Source organism: Hwanghaeella sp. (assembly GCF_965227365.1).
Lineage (GTDB): Bacteria > Pseudomonadota > Alphaproteobacteria > UBA8366 > Aestuariispiraceae > Hwanghaeella.
Genome location: NZ_OZ245754.1, coordinates 1622786 through 1635300 on the forward strand (window position 1 = coordinate 1622786; position 12515 = coordinate 1635300).

General features: G+C 61.9%; 13 protein-coding genes. 4 read left to right on the forward strand and 9 right to left on the reverse strand.

The features are described 5' to 3' along the window. Window positions 1-27: 27 nt before the first annotated feature. The 5 genes from ACQK2G_RS07195 to paaG form a co-directional block, all read right to left on the reverse strand. Complete coding sequence (locus ACQK2G_RS07195; protein ID WP_425404347.1) at window positions 28-1398, reverse strand: methyl-accepting chemotaxis protein; 1371 nt, start codon at window positions 1396-1398, stop codon at window positions 28-30. Window positions 1399-1604: 206 nt separating this feature from the next. After that, window positions 1605-2675, reverse strand: a complete 1071-nt coding sequence (locus tag ACQK2G_RS07200; protein WP_425404348.1) for a PaaX family transcriptional regulator — start codon at window positions 2673-2675, stop codon at window positions 1605-1607. A 17-nt stretch (window positions 2676-2692) separates the two neighbouring features. After that, window positions 2693-3991, reverse strand: a complete 1299-nt coding sequence (gene paaK / locus ACQK2G_RS07205) for a phenylacetate--CoA ligase PaaK (RefSeq protein ID WP_425404349.1) — start codon at window positions 3989-3991, stop codon at window positions 2693-2695. Window positions 3992-3997: 6 nt separating this feature from the next. Beyond that, window positions 3998-4471, reverse strand: coding sequence for a hydroxyphenylacetyl-CoA thioesterase PaaI (paaI, locus tag ACQK2G_RS07210; protein WP_425404350.1), 474 nt, complete (start codon window positions 4469-4471; stop codon window positions 3998-4000). Window positions 4472-4474: 3 nt separating this feature from the next. After that, on the reverse strand, window positions 4475-5278 hold the full coding sequence (gene paaG / locus ACQK2G_RS07215) for a 2-(1,2-epoxy-1,2-dihydrophenyl)acetyl-CoA isomerase PaaG (RefSeq protein ID WP_425404351.1): 804 nt from the start codon (window positions 5276-5278) through the stop codon (window positions 4475-4477). A gap of 171 nt (window positions 5279-5449) precedes the next feature. Between paaG and ACQK2G_RS07220 the strand changes: the two genes are divergently transcribed. The 3 genes from ACQK2G_RS07220 to ACQK2G_RS07230 all read left to right on the forward strand — a co-directional run bounded on the left by ACQK2G_RS07220 (window position 5450) and on the right by ACQK2G_RS07230 (window position 7804). After that, on the forward strand, window positions 5450-6055 hold the full coding sequence (locus ACQK2G_RS07220; protein ID WP_425404352.1) for a phenylacetic acid degradation protein PaaY: 606 nt from the start codon (window positions 5450-5452) through the stop codon (window positions 6053-6055). 166 nt (window positions 6056-6221) lie between these two features. Then, entirely contained in the window at window positions 6222-7106 is an 885-nt protein-coding gene (locus ACQK2G_RS07225) for an amidoligase family protein (protein ID WP_425407624.1), read from the forward strand. Continuing rightward, window positions 7103-7804, forward strand: a complete 702-nt coding sequence (locus tag ACQK2G_RS07230) for a gamma-glutamyl-gamma-aminobutyrate hydrolase family protein (RefSeq protein WP_425404353.1) — start codon at window positions 7103-7105, stop codon at window positions 7802-7804. Before ACQK2G_RS07225 ends, ACQK2G_RS07230 begins: the two co-directional genes overlap by 4 nt. Before the next feature lie 15 nt (window positions 7805-7819). Here ACQK2G_RS07230 and ACQK2G_RS07235 read toward each other — a convergent pair whose 3' ends face one another. After that, complete coding sequence (locus ACQK2G_RS07235; protein ID WP_425404354.1) at window positions 7820-8371, reverse strand: PAS domain-containing protein; 552 nt, start codon at window positions 8369-8371, stop codon at window positions 7820-7822. Between the two features lie 370 nt (window positions 8372-8741). Here ACQK2G_RS07235 and sbmA point away from each other — a divergent pair, with 370 nt between their 5' ends. Further along, window positions 8742-9755, forward strand: a complete 1014-nt coding sequence (sbmA, locus tag ACQK2G_RS07240; protein ID WP_425404355.1) for a peptide antibiotic transporter SbmA — start codon at window positions 8742-8744, stop codon at window positions 9753-9755. A 218-nt stretch (window positions 9756-9973) separates the two neighbouring features. Here sbmA and ACQK2G_RS07245 read toward each other — a convergent pair whose 3' ends face one another. The 3 genes from ACQK2G_RS07245 to ACQK2G_RS07255 form a co-directional block, all read right to left on the reverse strand. Further along, window positions 9974-10630, reverse strand: a complete 657-nt coding sequence (locus ACQK2G_RS07245) for a DUF3800 domain-containing protein (RefSeq protein WP_425404356.1) — start codon at window positions 10628-10630, stop codon at window positions 9974-9976. A gap of 318 nt (window positions 10631-10948) precedes the next feature. Beyond that, window positions 10949-11323: a hypothetical protein gene (locus tag ACQK2G_RS07250; RefSeq protein ID WP_425404357.1), complete on the reverse strand. Its 375-nt coding sequence runs from the start codon at window positions 11321-11323 to the stop codon at window positions 10949-10951. Window positions 11324-11512: 189 nt separating this feature from the next. After that, window positions 11513-12298 carry a potassium channel family protein gene (locus ACQK2G_RS07255; protein WP_425404358.1) on the reverse strand — a complete coding sequence of 262 codons (786 nt, stop codon included), beginning with the start codon at window positions 12296-12298 and terminating at the stop codon, window positions 11513-11515. Window positions 12299-12515: the final 217 nt, after the last annotated feature.

Below are 12515 nucleotides of genomic sequence, written 5' to 3' on the forward strand. Positions count from 1 at the left end.
GGCGGGCCGAAACCCGCCGACTTGCACCTAGAAACCGATGGAACCGGCCGCCGGCAGTTTGGGGCCGGCCGCGTCGAGTTCGTCTAGCAGCGCCAGCACGTCTTCGGACGCTTTCTCCATTCGACCGATCGCGTCCATGGCGCCGTCCAGATTGCCCGCATTGAACAACCGTGCCGCCTCGATCCCGTTCTGGTGCACGGCGGCATGCGGGTTTTCCAGACGTGTGAAGGCGGAATGCTCGCGATAGGGCAGGGAACCGGGGCCATAATACCATTTGCCCAAGCGGCAGGATTTGTGGTCCGCCAGTTCCGATTCCGACAGGGACGTGCGCCCGACGGACATGTCGACCAGGCGCTTCTTCCAGAGCACGTGGTCCGCCTTGGCCAGTTTGACGACCTTGTTGACCGCTTCGAACTTGGCGAAGTTGCCCAACTGCTGGGCAACGCTGCGCTGGGCATTGTCCAAGGCGTCCGCCAGGGCCGCGACCTGGTTGACATTGTCGCCGGTCCGGCCGGCGATGCCCGTCACCCCTTGCGCGACTTCCGCCGAAGCTTCCGTCTGCTGATCCAGGATCTCGGCGATCTCTGCCATCCTGGACGTTACCGTTGAGACCTTTTCGCCGACCGCGTTCATATCGCCGCCCAGCGTGTCGATGATCTGCTTGCTGCGTTCGACGGTTTCCGTGCCGGCATTCATTGAGGAAACGATGACGTTGATCTGACTCTGCAGCCCCTCGATATGCGAGCGGATTTCCTCCGTCGCGTTAGCGGTCTGCTGAGAGAGATTTTTGACCTCGCCGGCGACGACCGCGAAGCCCTTGCCGGCTTCGCCGGCGCGGGCGGCCTCGATGGTGGCATTCAGGGCCAGAAGGTTGGTCTGCTTGGCAATGGCGCCGATGGTATCGACGATGGAGCCAATTGCTTCGGAGGCTTCGCTCAGGGACTGTGCCTGCGCCGACGTCCCGGCCACGGTTTCCGCCAAGTCGCCCATGGCGCGTACGGCGTTGCCGGCCTCGGTATTGCTGTGCTCGACGGAGGCCCGCATTTCTTCGGCGGCATCCGCCGCGTGACGGCTCGTCTCGCTGATCTGATTGACCGAAGCGACCATTTCCTCGGTCGCCGCGGCGATCGATTGCGCCTGGGAGTCGATCGCCTGGGCCGCTTTCAGGATATGCGCGGTGGCGACGGAGGACTCGTTCGCGACCATCGCGATCTTGACGCTGTGGTCGAGGTTGGATGACAGATCCGCGCGCAGCATTTCCGCCAATTCCGATGCCAGGCGGCCAATCTCCGTGTCACCGCTATAGGTCTTGGTCAGATCGCGTTGCGTCAGTGCCGTCAACAGCGCCAGGGCGGGATCCGTGGTGTCGGACGAGGCGTTGGATTCTTGATCGAGCATGTCCACTCCCTGCATCTCTTTTCGCCTCGCTGGATAACATCCAATGATTAACGAAAGTTTACTTTTTTCTGCCGCTGATCCCGCCGGAAGGAAGGCGAGAGGAAGCGGCGGATTCCATGGGGCGGGCGAATGTATCGACGCAGGGTGTCGATGCGTTTTGGGGTATGGTCGGTGGCTGGAGAAGGGAGGAAGTCTCGCCCGGTCACTCAGCCCGGCTGCCAGTATTCCCAGCCGTCATTGCTGCCTTTGCGCACGCGGTTCTGCTTCAATGTCTTGCGATAGGTCGCAAGCAATCCGCCGAACCGGTCCTGCAGGGCCTGGGCAGGGACATGATCCTTGGACGGAACCGCGTCTTCCGCTTGTTCCATCACGGCAGCGACATGGGCGTCGGCCGCGTCAGCGAGATTCAGGTAAAGCGTCTGGTACAGTTCCGTCGCTTCCGCAGCCAGGCCGGGATCGGGATGAATTTCCAGCGGCAGGGACGGGCTGTTCAGCACGATCCGCCGCCAGGCATGGACCAGAAGGCTGCGCAGCACGAAGGCCCGTTCGGCGGCCGCGCCGGATCCGCCGACGGTTTTCTGGGGTTCGCTGGTATCGAGCCCCAGTGCGGTCGGGCCGAACAGGGACAGAAAGTTCCTGTATTTCGTCTGCAATTCCTCCAGCGGCCAGGCATCGCGAACCATCTGGTGCAGGGCTTCCTGCCGCATGCCCGGTGCGCCGCCGGCGCGCCATTCCAGAACCTTGTCGGCGACGCCCAGGCTTTCCAACGTCTGTCCCACCGCCCGCGGCACCGGCACCGGATTGACCAGCAGGTTGGGGCCGACCTGGGCGAAGCCCTGCCAGCCAAGCTGCTTCACGACGGCGGCCCGTTCGGTGCGGCTTAACGCGCCTGTTAGGATCAGCACCAGCCATTGTTCGTCCCACGGGACCGCATCGCCCGCATAGATGCGGCGCTCGGCGGCTTCGAACATCAGACGCGCCGGCGGCGTCAATGCGTAGAAACTGCGGCGGCCTTCCTTGGTGGTGTCGAAATAGGCGTCCTGGCTCAACCGATAGACGGCCGTGCGTACCACCCGTTCGCCGACGCCGAACGGCTCCATCAGGCGGATCAGGTCGGCCAGCCAGATGGCCCCGCCATGGGGCACGATGGCGTCCCCGAAGACGGTCACGATCATCGACTTGCCGCGGATTTCCATTTCCGACAGCAGGCGCGCGACCAGCGGATCGGCGCTGCTGTCATAGGGGCTCGTGGGCAAGTCGTCGGCGGTGTCGGCCATGGCGGGGTCCGTCTTTTCTATCGGTTGTCGATCACACGTTTGGCCTTGCCCATCGACCGTTCCACCGCGCCTGCGGGCTTGATTTGAACCGCGGCGCTGACGCCGACCAGGCTCTTGATATGGTGGGCGAGGTCCATGGACATGGCCGTGGCGGCGGCCTCGTCGGCCGGTTTGCGGCTTTCGACATTGACCGTCAGCTTGTCCAGCGGGCCTTCCTTGTGCACCTCCAACTGATAATGCGGGGCCAGGCGGTCGTCTTTCAGGATCAGTTCCTCGATTTGCGAGGGGAAGACATTGACGCCCCGAATGATCAGCATGTCGTCGGTGCGGCCGGTGACCTTCTCCATCCGCCGCATGCTGCGCGCCGTGCCAGGCAGCAGGCGCGTCAGGTCGCGGGTGCGGTAGCGGATGATCGGCTGCGCCTCCTTGGAAAGCGTGGTGAAGACCAGTTCACCCAACTCGCCGTCTTCGGCGGGTTCGCCCGTATCCGGGTTGATGATCTCCGGATAGAAATGGTCTTCCCAGATATGCAGGCCGTCCTTGCTCTCTATGCATTCCATCGAGACGCCGGGGCCGACGATTTCCGACAGGCCGTAGATGTCCACCGCCTGCATGCCGGTGCGTTCCTCGATGGTGGTGCGCATTTCCTCGGTCCAGGGTTCGGCGCCGAAGATGCCGACTTCCAGCGAGCACTCCTCCGGGCTCAGGCCGATGCGTTCCATTTCATCGGCCAGCGCCAGCATGTAGCTCGGCGTCACCATGATGATGGTGGGGCGGAAATCGCGGATCAGCTGGACCTGCTTTTCGGTCTGGCCGCCGGACATCGGAATGACCGTCGCGCCCAGGCGTTCGGCGCCGTAATGCGCGCCCAGACCACCGGTGAACAGACCGTAGCCGTAGGAGACATGGACGATATCGTTCGGCGTGCCGCCGCCCGCGCGGATCGACCGCGCCATGACCTGGGCCCAGACGTCGATATCGCCCTTGGTATAGGCGACGACGGTCGGCTTGCCGGTGGTGCCGCTGGACGCGTGCAGGCGGACGATGTCGCGCATCGGGCTGGCGAACAGGCCGTAGGGATAGGTGACGCGCAGGTCTTCCTTGGTGGTGAAGGGGAATTTCTTCAGGTCGTCGAGGGTGTGGAAATCGTCGGGGTGGACGCCGTGCGCGTCGAACTTCGACTTGTAGTGCGGAACGTTCTGATAGGCGCGGGTCAGGGACCGCTTCATGCGGCCGATCTGAAGGGCGGTGATCTCGTCGCGGCTGGCGGTTTCGATCGGCTCCAGGTCGTTCGGGTCGTGTTGCGTGACGGTCATGGCGTTCTAGACATCTGCTTGCGGAAGGGAGGGGACGATCGGCTGGCCCAGCGTGCGCGACTTGCCTCGGAACAGCGCGATGACCACGCCGTCCTGATTGGTCACGGAAACGTCGTAGACGCCCGACCGGCCGCGCAGGAAGGCTTCCCTGCATTCCGCGGTCAGCACGTCGCCTTCCTTGGCCGCATTGGTGAAATCGACGTCGCAGCTTTGCGCCACGGTCATCTTGTTATGGCTGTTGCAGGCGAAAGCGAAGGCGCTGTCGGCCAGGGTGAAGGTGAGGCCGCCATGCATCATCTTGAAACCGTTCAGCATGTCGGCGCGAACCGTCATCGCCAGTCTGGCATAGCCGGGCCTGACTTCCAGCAGTTCGATCCCCAGCATCCGGCTTGCCGCGTCTTCGGCCAGCAGGGTGTCGGTGACGTCCTGGGCGATCTGTTCCGGCGTCTTGTCGGGGGCCTGCCCGTCCGGTGCGGCCATGGTTCAGGCCCCCTTGAAGGCGGGTTTGCGCTTTTCCAGGAAGGCGGTGACGCCTTCGCGGAAATCCTCCGTCTTACCGGCCATACGCTGCAGGTCGCGTTCCAGGTCCAGCTGCTGATCCAGCGTGTGGTTCGGCGACTGATTGAAGGCCTGCTTGATATAGGCCAGCCCGCGTGTCGGCTGGGTCGCCAGGTGGCGGGCCATGTCGCCGGCGGTTTGGGCCAGGGCGTCATCCTCCACGCAGTCCCAGATCATGCCCCATTCCAGGGCCTTTTCGGCGGGCAGCGTATCGCCCAGCAGGGCCAGGCCCAGGGCGCGCTGGCGGCCGATCAGCCGCGGTAGAACCCAGGTGCCGCCGCAATCGGGGATCAGGCCGATCTTACAGAATGCCTGGATGAACTTGGCCGATTTGGCGGCGATGACGATGTCGCAGTTCAGCGCCAGATTGGCGCCGGCGCCGGCCGCGACGCCGTTCACCGCGGCGATGATGGGAACCTCCAGCGCCCGCATCCGGCGGATAAGCGGATTGTATTCCTTGTCCAGCGTCGCGCCGGTGTCGGGCGGGGCTTCGCCGGGTTTCACGGCCCGGTCGTTCAGGTCCTGGCCGGCGCAGAAACCGCGGCCGGCGCCGGTCAGCACCATGGCGCGGACCGCGGCGTCGGCTTCGATCCGGCCGAGCGCGTCGCGCAGTTCGGCGCGCATGTTGGCGGTGAAGCTGTTCAGCTTGTCCGGCCGGTTCAGCGTCACGGTCGCCACGCCGTCGGCAATGTCGAAAAGGATGGTTTCGTAAGATGCGGTCGCGGACATGCGGATCGTTTCCCCCAAAGCTTCGGACCGGTTCGGTCCGGTTGTTTCCGTTCTTGAAAACGTGATACGCGATTGGACAGGATTTTTCAATTTTGGTATCACGTTTTATCCGTAAAAACCGTCCGGACAGGCGATCCGGGCCGGTCAAGCATCTCACCTGAAAGGATGAGCATGGCCTTCGTCTACGAAATCGACGGAATCCGTCCGGTCGTCGATCCGACCGCCTTCGTGCATCCGACCGCGGTGCTGATCGGCGACGCCATCGTCGGCCCCGGCGTTTATGTCGGACCCGGCGCCAGCATGCGGGGCGATTTCGGCCGGCTGATCCTGGAGACGGGATCGAACCTGCAGGACAATTGCATCATGCACGGCTTCCCCGACGGCGACACGGTGGTCGAGGAGGACGGTCATATCGGCCACGGCGCGGTGCTGCACGGCTGTACCGTCAAACGCAACGCGCTGGTCGGCATGAACAGCGTGGTGATGGACGGCGCGGTGATCGGCGAGGAATCGATCGTCGGCGCGATGGCCTTCGTCCGCGCCGGGCAGATCTTCGAACCCCGATCGCTGATCGTCGGCATGCCGGCCCGCCGGATCCGCGCGGTGACGGAGGAGGAGATCGCCTGGAAAGGCGAGGGAACCCGCGATTACCAGGATCTTGTCGGGCGCTGCGCAAAGACGATGAAGGCGGTGGAACCGTTGACCGAAGTCGACCCGGACCGGCCGCGCATGCCGGTCCGATCCTCCCGCCCCCTGTTCGAGGTGAAAAAGGGCTAGCCCGGCCGCTTCGTCGAGAAGTTTTCTTGATTTAGGGAGCGCGGCCCTTAGGTATTCGGGGACGAATTGCAGCAAACCCGTAACGCAGCAGAAAAAGGGGCCCGTCATCAGCGCCGTCTGGACATCACCGCCGCGACCGAACACGCCGAAGGGCGAGGTTCGCCGGATCGGCATCGAGTTGGAATTCGCCGACCTGGACGCCATGACCAGCGCCGGCATCGTGCGCGACCTGTTCGGCGGCGAGCTGGAGGCCGCGAGCCAGCACAAGATCCATGTACGCGGCACGGATGTCGGGGACTTCCTGGTCGAACTGGACCTGCAACTGCTGCATGAGGGCGATCCGACGAACCCGCTGCGTATCCTGGCGGGTGACTTGGGGGCGGCCCTGATCCCGATGGAAATCGCCTGTCCGCCGATCCGGTATGACGAGGCCTATGCGATTGACGACCTGCGAGAGGCCCTGCGACAGGCCGGCGCGCAAGGCACGCTGACCAGCCCCTTTTATGCGCTCGGCGCCCAGTTGAACCCTGAATTGCCGTCGCATGACAGCGACTATCTGCTCGCGGTGCTGCGGTCCTTCGTGCTGCTGCGCGAATGGCTGCGCGAGGAGATCCAGGTCGATACCAGCCGGCGCCTGACCTTCTTCGCCTCCGGCTTTCCCAGCGACTGGTGCGACATGATCCTGCACCCGGCCTACGGCCCCGATATGGAAGGCCTGACCGACGGCTATCTGGAGCACAACCCGACCCGGAACCGGGAGTTGGACATGCTGCCCTTCCTGGCCTATCTGGACGAGGGCAGGATCCTGACAGCGCTGCCGGGGCAGAAGATCCGCAAGCGGCCGACCTATCACTACCGCCTTCCCAACGCCTTGATCGACTCGCCCGACTGGTCGCTGGCCCTGGAATGGGACCGCTGGTTGGCGGTCGAACGGCTGGCCGAGCGGCCGGACCTGATCTCTCATTACGCCGCCCTGTGGCGGGAAAACCATGCCCGTCTGATCCCGAGCGATTGGACCCCGCTGTCCCGGGAATTGCGGAGGCAGTTGTGAGACGGCCCGTTATCGGCGTAACCGGCGGCCGCCGCCGCGGGCGGATCTCCTGGCTCTGCGCGGCCTTGTCGCTCAGGCTGCACGGCGCCCGCGCCGTGCGGATCACCGCGCCCAGAACCCCGCATGCCCGGTTCGATCCGGCGGTCGTTGCCGGTCTGGACGGGCTGGTGATCGGCGGCGGCGACGATATCGGCGCCACCCTTTACGGCGCGGAACCGGTACCGGATGTCTGGATCGACCCGGCCCGCGACGCCCTGGAACTCGCGGCCCTGGAAACCTTGTGGCGCACCGAAATCCCGATCCTGGGGATCTGCCGGGGTTCGCAGATGCTGAACATCTTCGCCGGCGGAAACCTGCATCAGGACATCTACACCGCCTTCGAGGAAGTCCCCCGGATCCACACGCCCCTGCCGCGCAAGCACGTGACCCTGGAACCGGGTACGCGGCTGGAATCCATCATCGGCAAGGGAACGGTGACGGTGAACGCGCTTCACCATCAATCGGTCGACCGTCTGGGTGACGGTTTCGCGGTCGCGGCGCGTGACGAATTCGGGATCGTCCAGGCGACCGAACATCAGGGAGAGGCCTTCCGGGTCGGGGTGCAGTGGCACCCGGAATTCCTGTTCTACCGGCGCGCCCACCGGCGGCTGTTCGGGGCTCTGGTCGGGGCGGCGAGGGACTACGCGGCCCGGGGGTGAGGTCCGCGACCTGCGTCAGATATCCTTGCAGAGGATCTGGCTGATATCTTCCGAGATCAAAGGCGCGCGCGCTTCTTCCCGCGCCGCGAGCCGGTAGAGACTGACTCCGATGACATGGTCGCGGCACTCTTCGGAGGAGGCGAGGGGCATCAACAGGCGTTCCGCCCGCCACAGGTCTTGATTGGAAAGCTTTTCGTCCTTGGCGCCGTATTGCACCAGCGGCGTGTCGATGATCGCGCGCCACCGTTGCAGCACGATGGGATGGTCGGTTTCCCCAACGATCTGGCGTAAAGTCTTACCCTTGATCGGGGCGCCCCAGGCCCGGTTCACGTCCTCCCCGGCCAGCAGGCACGCGAAGTCGTCCAAGACCGGGTCGAAGCGATAGAGCCAGGTGAAGCGCAGCAGGGTCGGTACTTCGAACGGGTCGAAGTCCTGCTTGTTCGGCACCAGGCGGCCCCTGCGGGCGCCCATCCAGGCTTCCAGGAATGTGAGCAATCTGTCGTCGGCACCGGGCGGCAACAGTCCGCTCGCGGCGCGCTTGGCGCCGCCGATTTTATCACGGGTCATGGAAATCAATTTTGTTCAATATGAATTTCGGCGCGCCTGATATCAGCATCATTCTAGTATTACCATACCGCAAATTCGAAAAAACCAGACATTTCCGGGCAACCGATTTCGGGCATCCGATGTGAATTGATACCGCAAGGTAACATAAATGCTGTTGCCTCTCAAATCATCGGGTTTGGGAAAAGGCTTTGAACGCACCGCTATGGTCGGCCGCCGGCGTCGGGACGGCGAAATCACCCGCCTGCGCACTGGACCTGCGCCCGGGCTTGCTCTAGGCACAGGATGGACCAATTTACGCAAGTGCATGGCCGGCCCCGAGGGGCGCAGGCATGCGGCCCGGCGTCAGATCGAACGATAACAGCGAGGCGACATGTTCAGATCCTTTTTCCTGTCCCGGGAATGGGCCCTATGGGCCTGGGGCGGCATGGCCATCATCTTCGGCGGGACCTGGTATCAGGTTCAACTGGATGTCAGGATCAACGAATGGTTCGGCGGCTTCTACGATCTGGTGCAGAAGGCGCTCGGTGAACCGGGGACGGTCACCCTGCCGGAATTCTACGGCTTTCTGCTGACCTTCGGACAGATCGCCGGGATCTATATTGTCGTCGCCGTCTTCCTCGGCTTTTTCACCAAGCACTGGACCTTCCGCTGGCGCCAGGCGATGAACAATTTCTACATGTCGCATTGGGAGAAGCTGCGCCATATCGAAGGGGCCAGCCAGCGCGTCCAGGAAGACACACGCCGCTTCGCCAATATCATGGAATCGCTGGGCAGCCGCCTGCTCGACTCGCTGATGACGCTGGTCGCCTTCCTGCCGATCCTCTGGACCCTGTCGAAACAGGTGACGGAGGTGCCGATCATCGGCGAGCTCGACCATGCCCTGGTCTATGTGGCGGTCCTCTTCGCCCTGTTCGGGACCGTGGTGCTGGCGGCGGTCGGCGTCAAACTGCCGGGCCTGGAATTCAACAACCAGAAGGTCGAGGCCGCCTATCGCAAGGAACTGGTCTATGGTGAGGACCACGAGGACCGGGCCGAACCGCCGACCGTGATGGAACTGTTCCGCAATGTGCGCCGGAACTATTTCCGCCTGTTCTTCCACTACATGTATTTCGATGTCGCCAAATGGTCCTATCTGCAATTCGGCGTGCTGGTGCCCTATATCGCCCTGGCGCCGACCATCGTTTCCGGCGCGATCACGCTGGGGGTGATGCAGCAGATCGTCCGCGCCTTCGGCCGGGTCGAAAGCTCGTTCCAGTTCCTGGTTCACAGCTGGACCATCATCGTCGAATTGATGTCGGTCTATAAGCGCCTGCGCGCCTTCGAAGCGACGATCTACGACGAGCCGGACAAGGACCGCTGGTCCGTCGTCGACCCCGCGGAATAGGGGCGGCGTTGGAAGTGTTCGACACGGTACGAATGGATAAGGCGCTGATGGGCATTAAAGGTAAGCGTCTTACGTACGAGGGGCGCTGCTGAAAAAGCGTCTAAAATCTTGACGGATTCAGTAAATCGCCCCATATATCACGTGTGTGACCCTTGCTTGACGAAAGTGCCCCTGGGCATCTCTGGAGACAGATAGTCAAGATTGCGGGTCACTTTTTTTTAGTAGTAGTGGTGTGTCCCCGCCGCCCAAAGATCGAACTCAGTATTGATTTTTGCAGATATGCGGTTGTAAGCGGAATCATCGCCCCTCTCCCATTTGCGCTGGATCGCCCAAGCACAATAGTCAGCAACCTGTAGACACGGGTCTGTAGCCGCTTCTGGGAATGAGACAGACCAAACGTTCTGGCGGATTACCTGTTGGGCAACATCGTTAACGGCGGCCTTGAACGATGCCTTGCCCTTATTCGTGCGCAGGGCGGCAGCACAAATAGCTAATTCGTCGCCAACCTGTACTAGTTGGGGGCCAACATGTCGAAAATGATAGTACCAAGCGTATTTGTAGAAGGTGGGCTCGTCTCTGCGGGTTTGGGGCTGGGCTTTCGACTTTTCCAGAATTGTAACGTCAACACGCATATTGTGATTTTCAATGATGCTAAACACACGATCTCTTATGGCTGGTGAGTCTGTCGTAGCGTGGAAGGCGTCCCTTGTTAGTGTACCGTCATGTGCAAGTTCCCGCTTCAGGTCCAGCAATTCGTGACCAACGTCGCATCGGTCCATTGTGGCAGTACAAACCATGAAATACGTAGACGCGCCGTTGGCGCGCTTGAAAGTGAAGCAACCGGATTCATCTGAGAATATGTGCTTTAAGGCCATAGCTAGGTTACAAACATGGGCAAGACATCAACCGAACTAAACAATCTCAGAAGTTCATCGACAAGGCCCGCGAACTGGCCACAGACGAAGATGAAAAAGCGTTTGAGGATCGTCTCAGGTGCATAGCGAAACAGCAACCTAAGAAGGAAACCCCGGACAAATGATCCGGGGTTTTTGTAAATGAACATTGAACAACTTCGTGACCGGATACACGCTCCGCTCTTTCATGAGTAGATCGGCGTCAACGGTTATGAAACCCTAGACCTCCTGAAGGGCAACGACATGGGGAAGTGGCGTCTTCAGGAGGTCTTGCAGGCGTTAACCGGCGTCGATGATGCACTTGACGCCTTCATAGCGAGCCAGAAGCGACTTGAGTCGGGGATGGACTACAAAGGCATCGCTTGTCAGCGCAATCTTGGAAAGCGCGGAAACCTCGATAGGGGCTAATGCTGGCGGCCTGTTCCCCGGAGGGGCATAGGTCGAGACGATCCGCGCATCAACATAGGTTACTGCCGGGTCACCTAAGTCATAGACCACGTAAGGCTCAAGTGTGAAGTTCTCGCCTTCGTATGTCGCGGTGACCCGCACCTTCTTTGAAATGGCTTCACAGAGGATATCGCTAGAAGCCTTCTTACCTTGGGGCGGCGCTCGGTTCATTCCGAGACCCAGCCCAAGGCCCATTCCAGTGGGCATGCTGTACTCTCCTTCGCTTGGGATTAGCGGGTGCTAAATCCTCTCAAGATAGGAGAATCGGGCAGAGTCCCAACCTAGAGTCAACGCATCATAGTACCGCCGCCAACTAGATGTTCAATCTCAGGTGTTAGCTTCCAAATCCGGGATGGGTTTGCGAAGCATATAAACGCCTTTCCTTTTGGAGCGACCCTACCCGCCGTTGCCGCCTTCCGTCTCGATCTTGATCGGTTCGCCGCAATGCTTGCAATGGACCGCGTCGGGTTCGTGGCGGGTCAGGCCGCAGCCTGGGCATTTGTACTTCACCTTGGAGGGCTGGAAGATCGCGCGGGCCAGTTGGACGAACAGCGCGACGCCGACGACCATAATGAAAACCGACAGCAGCTTGCCGCCCGTCGTGCTCATGGTGATGTCGCCGAAACCGGTCGTGGTCAGCGTCGCCACGGTGAAATAGAGCGCGTCGACATAACCGGCCGGCCCGTCCTGTTCCTCGAAGGCGAGGACGAAGACCAGGGATGTCGTGAAAAAGATGAAGACGAACAGGTTCACCGCCGCCAGGATCGCGTCCTCGTGCCGGCGGAAGAAATGGCTTTCCTGACGCAGATCGCGCAGCAGGTGATAGGCGCGGATCAACCGCAGCCCGCGCAGGATGCGCAGGAAGCCCAGGCTGTGCGCGAAGAAGGGGGCGAGCAGCAGCGAGGCGACGACGACGATATCGGCCAGCGTATAGATCCGGGTCAGTTCCTTGCGCCGGTTGTCCGAGATCCACAAGCGCGCCGCGAAATCCAGCGTGATCAGCACGCCGAGCACCGCGTTGATGATCGTGATGACCAGCGTGACAGGCATCGCCGATGTGACGATGAAATAGAGAATGCTCAGCGCATCGAAACCGATCAGCCCATAGCGGAACTGCCGGGCGCGTTCGCTATGGCCGGTATAAAGCAGCCGGACGGTCTTGCGGAAATTGCCTTCGTCCAATGATCGTCCTTTCCCATCTTGCGCCGCCGCCCTTGTCCTTGGGGACGCGGTCGGCCGGGAAGACCGTAGCGGGCCCGATGCGGTGAAGGCAAACATCCTCGCATGACCGCGCTGGCCCTGCGCGGAATCCGGCTATCATGCATTGGATTTTTTATCCAAGGCGCGCTTGTTCCCTAATGCCATTGCGCCAATTTGATATTATATCCCGGCGGGCGCC